Annotated in this window: 15 protein-coding genes; 4 read left to right on the top strand and 11 right to left on the bottom strand. The window is 62.6% G+C overall.

Translation table 11 applies throughout. The features are described 5' to 3' along the window. Positions 1–103 precede the first annotated feature (103 nt). Positions 104–1,087 carry a D-erythronate dehydrogenase gene (gene denD, locus RCO31_RS28390; protein WP_308971725.1) on the bottom strand — a complete coding sequence of 328 codons (984 nt, stop codon included), beginning with the start codon at positions 1,085–1,087 and terminating at the stop codon, positions 104–106. A gap of 219 nt (positions 1,088–1,306) precedes the next feature. Between denD and RCO31_RS28385 the strand changes: the two genes are divergently transcribed. Then, positions 1,307–2,581: an acyl-CoA dehydrogenase family protein gene (locus RCO31_RS28385; protein ID WP_308971724.1), complete on the top strand. Its 1,275-nt coding sequence runs from the start codon at positions 1,307–1,309 to the stop codon at positions 2,579–2,581. Between the two features lie 105 nt (positions 2,582–2,686). On the opposite strand, the gene RCO31_RS28380 is transcribed toward RCO31_RS28385, so the two are convergent. The 10 genes from RCO31_RS28380 to RCO31_RS28335 all read right to left on the bottom strand — a co-directional run bounded on the left by RCO31_RS28380 (position 2,687) and on the right by RCO31_RS28335 (position 10,246). Continuing rightward, entirely contained in the window at positions 2,687–4,291 is a 1,605-nt protein-coding gene (locus RCO31_RS28380; RefSeq protein WP_308971723.1) for an FAD-dependent monooxygenase, read from the bottom strand. 193 nt (positions 4,292–4,484) lie between these two features. Next, a complete protein-coding gene (locus tag RCO31_RS28375) occupies positions 4,485–5,285 on the bottom strand; it encodes an SDR family NAD(P)-dependent oxidoreductase (RefSeq protein WP_308971722.1) in 801 nt (266 codons plus the stop codon). Between the two features lies 1 nt (position 5,286). Further along, complete coding sequence (locus tag RCO31_RS28370; protein WP_308971721.1) at positions 5,287–5,841, bottom strand: carboxymuconolactone decarboxylase family protein; 555 nt, start codon at positions 5,839–5,841, stop codon at positions 5,287–5,289. 131 nt (positions 5,842–5,972) lie between these two features. After that, positions 5,973–6,785 carry an SDR family NAD(P)-dependent oxidoreductase gene (locus tag RCO31_RS28365; protein ID WP_308971720.1) on the bottom strand — a complete coding sequence of 271 codons (813 nt, stop codon included), beginning with the start codon at positions 6,783–6,785 and terminating at the stop codon, positions 5,973–5,975. Between the two features lie 209 nt (positions 6,786–6,994). Next, positions 6,995–7,327: a PilZ domain-containing protein gene (locus RCO31_RS28360; protein WP_308971719.1), complete on the bottom strand. Its 333-nt coding sequence runs from the start codon at positions 7,325–7,327 to the stop codon at positions 6,995–6,997. A 68-nt stretch (positions 7,328–7,395) separates the two neighbouring features. Beyond that, the gene (locus tag RCO31_RS28355; protein WP_308971718.1) at positions 7,396–7,554 is read right to left on the bottom strand and encodes a hypothetical protein; all 159 of its coding nucleotides are present in this window, start codon (positions 7,552–7,554) and stop codon (positions 7,396–7,398) included. Next, a complete protein-coding gene (locus tag RCO31_RS28350; RefSeq protein ID WP_308971717.1) occupies positions 7,551–8,216 on the bottom strand; it encodes a glutathione S-transferase family protein in 666 nt (221 codons plus the stop codon). Before RCO31_RS28350 ends, RCO31_RS28355 begins: the two co-directional genes overlap by 4 nt. Positions 8,217–8,269: 53 nt before the next feature. Further along, a complete protein-coding gene (locus tag RCO31_RS28345) occupies positions 8,270–8,743 on the bottom strand; it encodes a GNAT family N-acetyltransferase (protein ID WP_308971716.1) in 474 nt (157 codons plus the stop codon). A 635-nt stretch (positions 8,744–9,378) separates the two neighbouring features. Beyond that, positions 9,379–9,621, bottom strand: coding sequence for a hypothetical protein (locus tag RCO31_RS28340; RefSeq protein ID WP_308971715.1), 243 nt, complete (start codon positions 9,619–9,621; stop codon positions 9,379–9,381). A 148-nt stretch (positions 9,622–9,769) separates the two neighbouring features. Then, a complete protein-coding gene (locus RCO31_RS28335) occupies positions 9,770–10,246 on the bottom strand; it encodes a hypothetical protein (RefSeq protein ID WP_308971714.1) in 477 nt (158 codons plus the stop codon). 173 nt (positions 10,247–10,419) lie between these two features. On the opposite strand from RCO31_RS28335, the gene RCO31_RS28330 reads away from it, so the two are divergent. From RCO31_RS28330 to nirB, 3 genes are all read left to right on the top strand, one after another. Beyond that, on the top strand, positions 10,420–11,037 hold the full coding sequence (locus RCO31_RS28330; protein WP_308971713.1) for a TetR/AcrR family transcriptional regulator: 618 nt from the start codon (positions 10,420–10,422) through the stop codon (positions 11,035–11,037). After that, complete coding sequence (locus RCO31_RS28325) at positions 11,034–12,260, top strand: MFS transporter (protein ID WP_308971712.1); 1,227 nt, start codon at positions 11,034–11,036, stop codon at positions 12,258–12,260. The genes RCO31_RS28330 and RCO31_RS28325 overlap by 4 nt, the downstream gene beginning before the upstream one ends. Positions 12,261–12,617: 357 nt before the next feature. Beyond that, positions 12,618–15,077, top strand: coding sequence for a nitrite reductase large subunit NirB (gene nirB, locus RCO31_RS28320; RefSeq protein ID WP_308971731.1), 2,460 nt, complete (start codon positions 12,618–12,620; stop codon positions 15,075–15,077). The last annotated feature ends 26 nt before the right edge of the window (positions 15,078–15,103 follow it).

Raw genomic sequence — 15,103 nt, 5'->3', positions numbered from 1 at the left:
ATCCATAAACGACACTAGAATCATAAACTTGCTAGTGTCCTGATCGAATCCGAAGTTCGCTCTGAGCTCGCTGCAAAGTATAGCGAACTTCGGATTCGGGACACTAGTGCACGAAGGAGCCGCCGAGCTCATCCTCGATGTGGATGCGGATGATATCCTCGAAGCTGGTTTCCGCCGCGGCGAAACCGAGTTTGCTCGCGCGTTCCGCTTTGAAGTTGCGCGGCCAGCCTTCGACGATGGTGGCGATGGACGCGTCGGGTTCGCGGCGAATGCGCGCGACGACGGAGGGCCCGGCAACATTGGCAAGTGCTGCGATCTGCTCACCGACGGTGACGGACAGGCCGGGCATGTTGAGGTTCCGCCGCGCTCCAAGCTGTGCTGCGTCGAAGCTTGCTGCGTGCGTGAGGAACGCGATGGCCGAGCGCGGCGAGGCATGCCAGTGGCGGATATCGTCGCCGACCGGCAGCACGGCGTTTTCGCCGGCCAGCGGTTCGCGAATGATATTCGAGAAGAAGCCCGACGCGGCCTTGTTGGGTTTTCCGGGGCGCACGCAGATCGTCGGCAGCCGGATGCCGACGCCGTCAAGGAAGCCGCGTCGGGTATAGTCGACAAGCAGCAGTTCGCAGATGGCCTTCTGGGTGCCGTAGCTCGTCAATGGCGCATTGAGGAATTCATCGCCGATCGCTGCGGGGAACGGTGCACCGAATACAGCGATCGACGACGTGAAGACGAGCCGCGGTCGATAGCCGTCGCCGACAGCACGAATGGCTTCGAACAGATATCGCGTTCCGTCGAGGTTGATGCGATAGCCTTTCTCGAAATCGGCCTCCGCTTCACCGGAGACGATCGCAGCCAGATGGAAAATGACGTCCGGTCGGCTTGCGACCAGCGCCGCCGCCGCATCCGCGCCGACGAAATCACCTGCAATGACATCGAGCGGGATAGCAGCGGCGGTCGGCCGCGGTGAGACCACATCCTGAAGCGTGATCTTCGAGATCTCGTGGCGGCCGAGTCGGCCATCCCGCAAGAGGCGCTCCGTCAGTTTGCACCCGAGCATTCCCGCGGCGCCAAGAATGAGAATATGCAAGGCAGTCGTCCTTCCGTCCCGAATGTCGCCAGTCTGTCTTATTCTACCGCTGCCTCATTCGCCGCAACAAGCTCGTCTATTGGCTTGACGTTGGATCGCACAGCGAAATTGGTGTGGTGCGTGTCTGCTTGTGCCTGCGGGGGCTCTTTCGTAACATCGGCCTCGATCATCTCCCGTGCCATCCGCGCACCAACAAATCCCAACCGAGGGAACTGAAAAATGAACATCGCCGTCACCGCCCGAAGGACCAGCTACGGTTTGAATCCCGGCGACGAACTGAACGATCTGCGCATGTCCGACGGCGTTCGGCCGCTTTACGACCATGTCCGCCGGTTCATCAGGGAAACAGTCGATCCGATGGCGGCGGAATTCATGCGGCTCGGCAAGGACAAGGCCGACCGCTGGAGCTTCGCGCCGGGTCAGCTCGAGGTCCTGCAGAAGGCCAAGGACAAGGCCAAGTCCGAAGGCTTGTGGAACTTCTTCCTGCCGGACGCGCACACCGGTGAGGGATTGAAGAATCTCGACTATGCCTACATTGCCGCCGAGCTCGGCAAGAGCCCGATGGCCTCGGAGACAATGAACTGCGCCGCGCCGGACACTGGCAACATGGAAGTGCTCGAGCGCATCGGCACCAAGGAGCAGAAGGAGAAGTGGCTGAAGCCGCTGCTCAATGGCGAAATCCGTTCCGCCTACGTCATGACCGAGCCGAACGTTGCCTCGTCGGACGCCAAGAACGTGTCGACGACGGCGAAGCTCGTCGGCGACGAATACGTGATCAACGGCGAGAAATATTACATTTCCGGCGCCGGCGATCCGCGTTGCAAGATCATGATCGTGATGGTGAAGACCAATCCCGATGCGCCGCCGAGCAAGCAGCAGTCGCAGATTCTCGTGCCGAAGGACACGCCAGGCGTCGAGATCATCGGGCCGATGCATGTATTCGGTCACGATCACGCCCCGCGTGGCCACATGCACATCCGCTTCAACAATGTGCGGGTGCCGAAGGAGAACATCCTGCTGGGCGAAGGCCGCGGCTTCGAGATTTCGCAGGTGCGTCTCGGCCCGGGCCGGATCCATCACTGCATGCGCACGATCGGCAAGGCGGAGAAGGCGCTCGACCTGATGGTCACGCGCGGACTCACGCGCCAGGCGTTCGGCAAGCAGATCGCGCATCTCGGCGGCAACCTGCAGATCATCGCGCAGGCGCGTTGCGAGATCGAGGCGATGCGGCTGATGGTGCTGAAGGCCGCCAAGGCGATGGACGTGCTTGGCAACAAGGAAGCGCGGGTGTGGGTCAGCATGGTGAAGGCCATGGTGCCGGAACGGGCCTGCAAGATCATCGACCAGGCGATTCAGATGCATGGTGCGACGGGCATCTCCAACTGGACGCCACTTGCCGAGATGTACACGGACGTGCGGCACCTGCGGTTCGCCGACGGCCCCGACGAAGTGCACTGGATGGTCGTCGGCCGCCACGAGCTGAGCATGATGTAGGCGGGCGCACGCGGACAACCGTCGTCATTGCGAGCGAAGCGAAGCAATCCAGTCTGAGGAGCGAAGCGACGCCGTTCTTCGAACGGCCATGCCTCGCAATGACGCTTAGCCAGCGACGACTTGCGCCTTCAGATGCACGTTCTCGGAGAGGTAGCGTGAGACGGCCTGGCCGTCGAAGCCCGGGCCGGCAAGTCCGACGTGTCCGTCCGGGCGCAGGAGATAGAAGGACGGGCTAGGGATGCGGGCGTGCGTCAGCTCTGCGTCGTTGGCCTTGCTCTCCGGGACTCTATGAACGGTCACCAGGTCGTCGAAGCTATCTTGCAATCCTGACGGTGATTGTCCGAACACGAGCAGATTGAAACGTCTGTCGTCCAGCGCCTGGTAGAGATCTCGGGCGCCGTCGTTGTCATTGAGCGCGAGCTTGAGCCACGGGAAACGGTCGCCCGGTGCGGGCGCGTCTTCCGGCATACCGGTCGCGACCTTGGTTAAGGCGCTCTGCGGATAGCGGATGCCGATCTGCGAGACGGTTCGGAACGCGAAACGGCGAACGCTGCGGAAGTTCATTGCCGCCGCTGCAACTCGCGCGATTAGCTTGGTCCGGAACAACGAGGCCAGCCAGCTGTCGGAAACGATCAGCTGGAACGCCTGGTCCGTCGTCTGCAGCAGGCGTTTCGCGACCGGCACGCGCTCCTGTTCATAGCTGTCGAGCAGTCTGTCGTCGGCGCGACCTTGCACGACGAGCGCAAGCTTCCATGCGAGGTTGTAGGCATCCTGCAGGCCGGTGTTCATACCCTGTCCGCCGGCCGGGCTGTGGATGTGCGCCGCGTCGCCAAGCAGGAAGCAGCGCTGGTCGCGAAAGCGCTCGGCGGCGCGATGATGAATCCGGTAGGTCGAAAACCAGCTGCAGTCCTGAAAGCTCAGATCGCTCGCGGTCTCGCGCTGGATCGCCGGCGCGATCTCGTCGAAGTCGACGTCGTCCCTTTGCCGCAACTGCTCCGGGAGGATGCCGATCACCCGCCAGTGATCCTGGCCGCGCATGGGAAAGAACAGATGAAAGCCATCTTTCCATAGATAGACGTTGAGCTCGCCAGGCTTCATTGATCCTGTCGCCGTGGTGTCGGCGACGAAGAACGTGTGCTCGTAGGGCGCGCCCGGAAATCCGATCCCGTTCAATTCACGCACCGCACTATGCGCCCCGTCACAGCCGGCCAGCCACTTGGCGTTGACCGTGCGCATGGAGCCGTCGGCCTGCTTCAGCGTCGCCTCGACCTGCGCCGGCTTCTGCTCAAGCGCCGTGAGCTCGGTATTCCATGCAATCGCCACGCCCTGGCGGCCGAGGCTGGCGCCCATAATGCGTTCGTTGTCGTCCTGGCCCAGCATCAGCACAAAGGGAAACGGGCTGAGATCCTGGCCGATGTCGCCGAACGGGATGCGCGCTCTCCATTGTCCGTCCGCCCACACGTCGAAAGCGGCCGCGATCGCCCCGAGTGAGAGCGCCTCGTCGATAATGCCCATGTGAGCGTAGATCTCGAGCGTTCGCGCCTGAACAGCCATCGCGCGGGTCTGCTGCGCCGGGCCGGAGTGCCGGTCGATGACCAGCGGCTTGATGCCTCGTCGCACGAGCTGATTGGCCAGCATCAGGCCCGTCGGTCCAGCGCCGACGATGAGGACGTCCACACCCTCGTTGTCTCGTTGCGGCTGCTGGGCCATCTGTCTCGTTGTCCGACGTGGTCGACGAGGCTTGCGCGTCCTGGTCTGGTGCTTCTGCGGTCATCCTTGCGGCAAAACTCTTCATCGGAACGTCAGAAACAGACCCCGCATTTGAATACAAATTTGCCGGTCCCGTTGTTTCTGACGCCCGCACGAAGGCCTCGTGGCCGGGGCGAGCGTCAGAAACCGGACACTAGCCTCGTCTGACGCTTGCGCCGCCGTCGACCGGCAGTGTCACGCCGGTGATGAAGCTTGCCTCGTCCGAGGCCAGGAACAGCGCGGCGTTGGCGACGTCCCATCCAGTGCCCATCTTCTTTCGCAGCGGCACTTTGGAATCCCGCTCTGCCTCGACCTCGGCACGGGTCTTGCTGAACTCGCGAGCGCGGGTGTCGACAGCCATCGGCGTGTTCATCAGTCCCGGCAGGATCACGTTGGCGCGGATGCCATACTGCGCGTTCTGATAGGCAAGCTGTTCGGTGAAGGCGACCATTGCCGCCTTCGTCGCCTTGTAGGCGACGTAAGGGTAGGTGGTGATCACCGCCATCGACGAGATGTTGATGATCGCGCCGCTCTTCTGCTCGCGCATGATCGGGATCACGTGCTTGGCTGCGAGAATGCAGCTTTTCAGATTGATCGCGACGCAGCGATCGAACGCCTCCTCGGTGATCTTGTCGAGCTCGGCGTCGCCGCCGGAAAGGCTGACGCCGACATTATTGTGCAGGACGTCGATGCGGCCCCAGCGGCCGTGTGCCTCAGCGACCATCGCCTTGATCTCGGCAGGCTTTGTCACGTCCGCCTTGAAGGCAACCGCGGTGCCTTGCTTTTCAACGATCATGGCGGCGGTCTCCTGCGCCGAGGCGAGGTTATGGTCCACGCACAACACCTTGGCGCCTTCGCGCGCGAAGGTCAGTGCAGTGGCGCGACCGTTACCGATGCCTTCTCCGGGGCTCTGCCCGGCGCCGACGACGATGGCGATACGATCTTTCAGGCGCATGTCACTTCACTCCAGGGATCGGGTACTGCTGCAGCACCTCTTTATAATACGGTTCGTTGTCGATCTGCATCGTCGCGAGTACGCGCACGACGCCGCAATAGAAGGCGATGGTCAGGACCAGGTCGACCATGTGCTCGTCCGACAGCTCCTTCTTGATCTCGGCGAAGGTCGCCTCCGACATGGCGAGGTTGCGGACCATTTCGCGGGCGCCCTTCAAGACGGCCTTTGCGAGCGGGTCCAGCTTCGAGGGTTTGCCCGCGGTTTCGGCGATGAGCCCCTCGATGTCCGCATCCGTGACGCCGAACTCCTTGCCGATCTTCACGTGGTGAGTGAATTCGTATTCGGACTTCTCGATCCAGCCGACCTGCAGGATTGCGAGCTCGCGCAGGCGCGGGTCGAGCTTGCTGCCGTGGCGGATGTAGCCGCCGAGGCCTGAGAACGCGCGTGCCATGTCCGGCGAGTTGACGAGCAGTTTGTGCAGGTTGGTGTTGCGCTTGAGCATATCGCGATATTGCTCTGCGACCTGATCGGGCTCGAGATAGGGAAGGCGGGCCATTTTGTTCGTTTCCTCGTTTTGTTGTTGAGGCGAAAATCAGACCGGGCATCTTCGCGCGCGAAACGAAGCGGTCCCGTCTGTTTGAAAGTCGGCTTGCTTCGTCGCTGGCGTTCCTCGCCCTGTCGGCGACATCAGTGATCCACGGAATCCCGCTCCGGTCCCTGCAACGTGACGCCGCCGTCCACCACTAGCACCTGTCCGGTGATGTAGCGGGCATGGTCGGAGAGCAGGAACCGCACCGCGTGGCCGACATCCCAGCCGGTGCCTTCGGTTTTCAGCACCGATGCTTTCGCGCGCTGGGTGCGTGCAGCGTCGCTCATGCCGCGGGCGTAGACCATCGGCGTGTACATCGGACCGGGGCAGATGCAGTTGACGCGGATGTTGTCCCGGCCATGATCCACCGCCATGGCCTGGGTCAGGCCGATCACCGCGGCCTTCGAGGTCGTGTAGGTGGTGAGTCCGCGCGGCCGCAACGCCGAGATCGACGAGATGTTGACGATCGCACCGCCCTTGGAGGTCTTGATCATAGCCGGGATCGCATGCTTCGACAGAAGGAACATGGTCTCGACATTGACCTGCATGACGCGGCGGAACTCCTCCGGCTTCTCCGCCACCACGCTGCCGCGGCTGCCGATGCCGATGTTGTTGTCGAGGAAATCGAGGCGGCCCCAACGATCGACGGCAGCATCGACGAGCCGCTTGCATTCGGCTTCGCTGGTGGCGTCAAAGGCTTCGGCCGCCGCCGTGCCGCCCTCGGCCGCGATCATCTCCATGGTCCGCTCGGCGAGCTTGATGTCGCGATCGGCCACCAGCACTTTGGTGCCGGCGCGGGCGAGAAGGATCGCTGCCGCTCGCCCATTGCCGATGCCGTCGCCGGCCGCTCCACCGCCGCTCAGGATTGCGACCTTGCCGGACAGGCCGGCATCGTCTTCTGGGCCCTTCATGATGTTCCTCCCAATGGCACGGCTGCGAGTGACCTCCCTCGCTTGCGCCATTAGGCCGATTTCACCGGCCCCAACAAGGGCGTGTGCTGCAAGGGGGCATTGCCGTATCGACGATCACGCCTGCGGCGCGAGCAGTCCGAGAAACCGGCTGCCTCGAACTCGCCTTCTTCGCTGTTCGGCGGTGAGACATCGCCCGCACATGAGAAGCCTCATGCGGGGTCATCGTGAAGGTGCGCGTTGCCTTGCTGCCGCTCGCCACTCTCGCGGGGAGCGCTTGCTTTCAGGAATTTGACGCCGAGCTCGTCGCCGTTGACGCGGACGAGTTCACAGCGCCGCCAGACGCGGCCCATGGTCGACAGCGCGAGGAAGAACTCCTTGATGCGGAGTCCGCCGACCGCTTCCTCGACAATCAGCCGGGCACCGGTCGTGGAGATATCCGCAACCTGGCAGCGCCTGCTCCAGGTGCCGTCAATGGCCACCATGCGGGCCTCGATGCCGCGCTGAAACGCGATCCGCTGGCTTTTCCTCGAGCCCCAAACCATCGGCTTTGCTCGACTTGTTGCAGAATGATTCAACGAACTGACGCAAGTATATGACGAGCAGGGTACAGTCAGACCGTATTGATTTGCTTAAGATTGGTGAGGGCATCAGCGCTCGGCGTTCGATAGGTATCGAGATATTCACTGAGATCGGCCACGAAGCGAGCCAGGCCGGAAGGCTGTGCCCGGAACGCGGTGCGCATGATAGCGCGCGCTTCAATGCGATTCACGCCGTCGCTGATCTGAGCAGCCGCGCATACCGCTCAAGGTAGAATTGCGCTGGCTTGCCGACGGCGCGCACCGCCGCCCGGTCAGCAACGGCTTCCTGCCAGGCGAGAAGACGCTGGCACTCGCGGGGAAAGTGAAAGCTGCGGTATCGCTCGAGCACCGCCACCTGCTCGAACCACGGGTACAATGCAAGATCCGCGAGACTGAACTCCGCGCCCAACAGGTAGGGGCCGGTGCGTGCAGGGTTGGCAAGCCCCCGCTCTTCCAGAAAGCGAAGGTCGTCGGCGAGTTTTGCGGCAATTGGCCCGTGCATATCTGAATCGAAGCTGTGCAGCAGGACTTCTGTCTTTGCGTAGAGACGGTTGTCGGCGAAGCTCACCCACGCTCTTGCTTGCGCGCGTGCATGCGGCTGTCCGGGAAGAAGTCGATGCTTGGAGAACGCCTCTTCCACGTATTCGGCGATAATGGTGGCCTCCGAAACGAGCTTGCCGTCATGGCGCAGCAGAGGCACCTTGCCGTTTGGTGAGATCTCCAGAAACCAACCTGGTTTCTGCCGCAGGTCGACCTCGATCTCCGTCGCGGAAATATGCTTCTCAGCCAGAACCAGGCGGGCTCGCGCGGCGAACGGGCAGAGCTCGGCAACAAAAAGTTCGATGTTGGTCATGGGTGCCCCCGTTTTGAAAGGCTCGACGCGGCGGTGGTCGGACGGATCGGCAGCTAACGACTGTGATCTGCGAGTGCTGGCCGATCGAGCACTGCAAGCGGATTGAAGCTGCGACGCTGGATGACCGAGATCAGTCCTCCGCCGAGATGCCCCATCCAGTAATTCCACTTGATGCATGGTGGCGCCTCACTCGGCTTGATGCGCCTGAAGCCCCAGCGACCGTAGTGGTTCGCGTATCTTCGGCCCGTGATGATCAGGATGCGTCCATTCTTGTCCGCGAGGCGCATGTCGATGAGGCGGGCGGCGACGCCTTGTCCGCGAGACTGCGTTTCCACCACGAGGCTCCCGAGTTCATAGGAACCGTCGCGGTGTGTCCGCAATTGCACGGCACCGATAATGCGGTGATCCCGCTCGGCGACGATGAAATTTGGCCAATATAGTCCGAATGGTTTCACCCGTTCGCCGCGCGCCAGAGCGAGAATCTGTTCCTGGTCTTGCGCGGTCGCGGGCCGTATCGCTATCGTCATCAGTGCCTCCTCGCGTATGAGGATGCCGCTTACCGGAATGCTGGTGTTGCTGCTGTTACCAACGAAACAGCTTCTGCGACGGAAGATGATGACATTGAGACGGCCGTCGTGTCATCCCTTCGACGCGCGCGTGCAGATCACGGCATACAGGTTCGCTCTCTCAGCGTCCAAACATTTGGCTGGCGGAGACATGCGCCGCTGACGACGTGGTGCTCGCCTTGACGGACGGTTTCCCCCCTGTCCGTGCCCAGCGATAACGCAACCAGGACGGCTGACAACACGCCGACCAGGATCGTCGCATAGATCAGAACCAGGCATCGCCGCCACCTGGCGATCAGTTCGCTATCGTTGCCGGGCAGAAAAGTGTCGTTGGAGCGCATGATCGTCCTCTCTGTTCGTCCTTGTTTGGAGCTGACAGTAGGGACGTGGGTGGCGCGGGCGTCCTCCGAACGTAGGAGGCCGTGGCCGATCGACCGTGCGGGATGAAAAAAGGCGGCCATATCGGCCGCCGCCAGGAAACATGCTTTGGCGGGAATGACATCACGGTGCTGTCATTCCGCCGGAATCGGTTGCTGCGAGATGCGGCCGAGAGCAGGGAGGCGAATCACGCCGATTCGGTCGAAGCGCGGTTGCGCTTAGCAGCCCTTGCAGATGCCCTGCAGGCGTCTGGTCAGCCGATCATCTTCGGACTTCATGCCGTCGATGGGGTCGACCGACTTCGTGCCCTCGGAGCCGGCCTTTTGCCTGGCGGCGCTCTGCTGATCGTAACAGGCGTTGCGCTCCTTCCGCGACTGGATGAACCGGCACTCGGTGGTGGCTGCAAACACGGAGCTGCTGCCGAGCGCGGCTGCAAGCGCGACACACGCAAACGTCTTCATGGTTACGATCAAAACAGGGCATCCGTCGATTTTGGCCCGATCGCGCCGAGCTCAGGTTGTCACCAGCCCAGCACGCGCTTTCCAGGCCTCATTGTCAATTACAATCATCGGCGGGGCGAAGACAAGCGAACGCGCGGCGATGAAAGGGTCATCTGCGAAAATCAAGCCGCCCCTCCGGAAAGCAGCCGTCGATCCGGTCGTTGCTCACGATCAATCCGATCCAGGGGCGCGTGATCTTCGGGTCGGTCAGATTGATGTACTTGCCAACGAGCCGCCTTGCGCCGTCGCGTCTCGCCTCGATCAGGCCCTTGCGTGCGCCGATGTGCCAGTCAAACCTCAGATACACATGGTCGCGCACGATCTTCAGTTCGCCTGCACCTTGTTTCCATTTGTCGGCGCTGTCGCCCGGGATCGTGGGATCGGCGCCGCCGTTCCACCGGCTCTCCCAGTGTCCCTCAATCGTTGCAAAGGAGGGGTGTTGGCCACGGCTGATCCAGGACGTGGCGTTATCATCGTCGGATTCGCCGTCGAGGCTGGTTTTTGCGGCAAATTCGATCACCGCCGCATCATAAGGATCCGGGACGTCCATGACGCCGAATGGATTTCGCTCGACGGTTGATCCCATCGCGCACCTCTCAACTTGCCCGACGTGTTGCTGCGACAGCCTTTGCGGCCGGTGATGCTCACCTAGGAAATTCACTGCCATGCACCCACCCGATTCCCGATCGCTCAGTTTGCAGTTTGCAAGCTTGACTCCATACCAACTAGTGGGTATGGAGGCGGCGGGAGGCTGTGACCATGCCCGAGGCGCCTCATCAGTCGAAGACAAAGCTGCTCGACGCGACGCTGACGGTCGTGCGCAGGAAGGGTTATTCCGCGACCAGGGTCGAAGACGTTTGCGCCGAAGCAGGGGTCACCAAGGGCAGCTTCTTTCACCATTTCGACAGCAAGGAAGATCTGGCGCTGGCTGCGGCCGACCATTGGCGCGAAAAGGCCGAACGCTTGTTCAACCGCGCCGAGTTCAACGACATCGCCGATCCGCTCGAGCGCATCCTAGCCTATATCGACTTTCGCAAGTCGCTGCTCGGAGGCGATGCAGCCAATTACACGTGCTTCGCGGGCACCGTGATCCAGGAGACGTACGCGACGCATCCGAATCTGAGCGACGCGTGCGAGCGCGCGATTGCGGAGCATACGGCCTGGCTGACGCCGGTGATCACCGCGGCAATGCGCAAGTATCGCGTCCGGTCGGATTGGACGGCAACGAGCCTCGCGCGCCATACGCAAGTGGTTCTGCAGGGCGCTTTCATCCTCGCCAAGGCGGAGGGGCAGGCGAAGGTTGCGGCCGACTCCGTCGACCATCTGCGGCGCTACATCGAACTGCTGTTCCGCGAAAACGGGAATGCCGAGATATGATCTTGTCCTATCGCTGGCTGCTTGTCGCTATCGGAGCATTGATGACATGCGTCGCCGTCGGCGCGATGTTTTCGCTGGCGGTGTTTCTTGATCCGATGGCGGCGGCAACGGGATGGTCGCGCACCGGCATCTCGAGCGCGATGACGCTGGACTTCCTCGCCATGGGCATCGCGTCGTTTGCCTGGGGAGCGGCGAGCGATCGCTTCGGCCCGCGTCCCGTGGTGCTGGCCGGTTCGGCTCTGCTCGGCCTGGGACTCGTGCTTGCGAGCCGCGCCACGTCGCTGCTTGAATTCCAATTGACTTACGGCGTTCTCGTCGGCGTTGCGTCCGGTGCTTTCTTCGCACCGCTGATTTCAGCGACCACCATGTGGTTCAATACGCATCGCAGCCTCGCGGTGTCGCTGGTGTCGGCGGGCGTCGGCGTGGCGCCGATGACGATCTCGCCATTCGCGCGCTGGCTGATCTCGGCTTACGACTGGCAGTTTGCCATGCTGATGATCGGCATCGGCGCGTGGGTGCTGTTGATCCCGGCCGGGATGCTGGTGCGTCGTCCGACCGCCGCTGTGCCGCCAACCGCTGCGGCAGCCGACGCAACCGCTGCACCGGAGTCGGCGGGCGATGGCGGCATGTCGGTCGCGGCGGCCTTTCGTTCTCCGCAATTCATCGTGCTCACGGCCACCTTTGCGTTGTGCTGCTCGGCGCACTGGGGCCCCATCTTTCATATGGTGAGCTACGCCATGATCTGCGGCATTCCGGCGATGGCTGCGGTCAGCATCTACAGCGTCGAGGGACTGGCCGGTCTCGGCGGCCGGCTGCTGCTCGGCATTCTTGCCGATCGATTTGGCGTCAAGCGCGTGCTCGTTGCCGGCCTGCTGGTGCAGGCCCTCGCCATTGGTTCGTATCTGTTCGTCAGCAGGCTGGGCGAGTTCTATGCGCTGGCAGTCGTGTTCGGCACCGCCTATGGCGGCGTGATGCCGCTCTACGCCGTGCTGGCGCGCGAATATTTCGGTCAGCAGATCATGGGGACCGTGCTGGGCGCGGCGACGATGGTGTCCTGCATCGGCATGGCGTTCGGTCCGTGGGCCGGCGGCTGGGTGTTCGATAATCTCGGCACCTACGCGTGGCTTTATATCGGCTCGTTCGCTGTCGCATTCGGCGCCGTGCTGATCGCGCTTGCCTTCCCGCCACAGCCATCGCGGACGATGCGACTGCAGACGGCATAGTGCCTGCCAGCCCGCTAGGCAGCATGCTGCAATGCACCTGAGCAGTTGCACAAACAAGCAGCAGCGGTGATTTCGCACGCAGGGGCTGCGATTAAGAATATTCTCGTTTGTTTTCAGCGGATTGTGCTGCTCATGGGTGCTGGCACATCGCTTGCTTAGAAAGATTTCAGTCAACGACGACCGCCGTCCGCCGGATTGCTTTGGCCAGAGCCGGCCGAAGCGCAGGGACAGCCCGAAGCCACCTTGATTGAAGGAAGCTTGGCGCGCTCGTCGTGATGCCATGTCGTATGGCTGCACGTCCCTGTTTTCCATCGGACACGGTCGGAAAACGGGATGGCAATGCAGGCAGAACACTCGATCAAGAAGAAGCTGGTCGTCGTCGGCAACGGGATGGCAGCCGGACGCGTACTGGAAGAGCTTTTTGCGCGCGCGCCGGATCGTTACGACGTCACCATTTTCGGCGCCGAACCACGCGTCAACTACGATCGCATCATGCTCTCGCCGGTACTCGCCGGCGAGAAAGACTTCGACGCGATCATTGTCCACGACGATGCCTGGTACGCAAAGCACAACATCAGTCTGCGCAAGGGCGAGCCGGTGGTGGCGATTGACCGCGCGCAGCGGACGGTTCGGACTGAAGCGGGAGACACGGTTCCTTACGATGCGTTGATCATCGCAACGGGTTCGAAGCCGATCCTCATTCCCGTGCCGGGCGCCGAACTGCCAGGTGTCGTCACGTTCCGCGATCTCGACGACGTGAACGCGATGCTTGCTACCGCAGCGGGCGGGGGGAGCGCCGTCGTGATCGGTGGCGGCCTGCTCGGGCTCGAGGCGGCTGCCGGGCTCGCCACCAAGGGCATGAAGACCACCGTCGTGCATCTGATGCCGACGCTGATGGAACGCCAGCTTGATCCCAACGCCGCTTACTTGTTGCAGCGTGCGATCGAGAAGCGCGGCATTGAGATCCTCACCGCGGCCAACACTCAGGCCGTTATCGGCGACAGCAAGGTCGAGGCGGTGCGGCTTGAGGATGGCCGGACGCTGCCTGCCGATCTCGTCGTGATGGCGGTCGGCATTCGTCCCAACGTCGCGCTTGCGAAAGATGCAGGCCTCGAGGTCAAGCGCGGCCTCGTGGTGGACGATCATCTGAAGACCAGCGACGACAATATCTTCGCCGTCGGCGAGTGCGTCGAGCATCGCGGACAGTGCTACGGCCTCGTGGCGCCGCTGTACGACATGGCAAAGACGCTGGCGGCAACGCTCGCAGGCGAGGAGGTGGCGGGCTATACCGGCTCTGCCACGTCAACCAAGCTGAAGGTGACCGGCGTCGACCTGTTCTCGGCCGGTGATTTTTCCGAAGGCGACGAGAAGGACGAGATCGTGCTGCGTGATCCGTCACGCGGCGTCTACAAGCGCGTCGTCCTGCGTGATAATCGCATCGTCGGCGCGGTGCTCTACGGCGATACGGCAGATGGCGGCTGGTATTTCGATCTCCTGAAAAAGGGGACCGACGTCACGAAGATGCACGACACGCTGATCTTCGGTCAGGCCTATCAGGGCGGCGGCGCGCCGCTCGATCCGGTCACCCTGGTCGCGAACCTGTCGGATGATGCGGAAATCTGCGGCTGCAACGGCGTCTGCAAGGGGACAATCACCCAGGCGATCACCGCGCGCGGCCTGACGACGATCGACGATGTGCGCAGCGGCACCAAGGCGTCCGCCTCCTGCGGTCAGTGCACCTCGAAGGTCGAAGCGCTGCTGATGGCGACGCTTGGCGCTGGCTACGCCGCGGCGGCGCGCAAGCCGATGTGCAAGTGCACAGACCTGACGCACGAGGAGGTCCGCGGCTTTATTCTGTCGAAAGAGTTGAAGTCCGTTCCAGCCGTCATGCAGGAACTCGGCTGGAAAACCTCGTGCGGCTGCTCGTCCTGTCGTCCGGCTCTCAACTACTACCTGTTGTGTGCATGGCCGTTCGACTACCGCGACGATCCGCAATCGCGTTTCGTCAACGAGCGCGTGCATGCCAACATCCAGAAGGACGGCACCTTCTCCGTCGTGCCGCGGATGTGGGGCGGTCTGACGACGCCGGACGAACTGCGTGCGATTGCCGATGTCGCCGACAAGTTCAAGATCCCGACCGTCAAGGTGACCGGCGGCCAGCGGATCGACCTGCTCGGGGTACGCAAAGAGGATCTGCCCGCGGTCTGGGCGCAGCTCAACGCTGCGGGTCTCGTGTCGGGTCAGGCTTACGCCAAAGGTCTGCGTACGGTGAAGACCTGTGTCGGCAGCGAGTGGTGCCGGTTTGGAACGCAGGATTCCACCGGCCTTGGTGTCAAGCTGGAGCGATATCTTTGCGGCTCCTGGACACCGCACAAGGTCAAGCTCGCCGTCTCGGGCTGTCCGCGCAACTGCGCTGAAGCCACGGTGAAGGACATCGGCATCATCTGCGTCGAGTCCGGTTACGACATCCACATTGCCGGGGCGGCCGGACTGCATGTCCGCGCTACGGACCTGCTGGGCCATGTGGCGACGGAAGAGGAAGCGATCGAACATGTCGCGGCGGTAATGCAGCTCTATCGCGAGCAGGCCGGCTACCTCGATCGCGTCTACAAGTGGGTCGAAAAGACTGGCATCGAGAAGATTCGCGCTGCGATCATGGACGATCACGAAGGCCGCCGCGCATTGGTCGCGCGCTTCGAAGCGTCGCAGCGCGCCGTACGCAGGGACCCGTGGGCCGAGCGCGCCGCAGGCCGCGAACTCCACGAGTTCATGCCGCTCGCCGCTCTCAACATCATCATGCCGGAAGCCGCCGAATGAACGCCATAAGCGAGCGAAGCGACGCC

The organism is Bradyrhizobium sp. LHD-71 (genome assembly GCF_031157255.1).
In the GTDB taxonomy this organism is placed as follows: Bacteria; Pseudomonadota; Alphaproteobacteria; order Rhizobiales; family Xanthobacteraceae; genus P52-10.
This window is presented reverse-complemented; position numbering and strand designations above follow the sequence as displayed.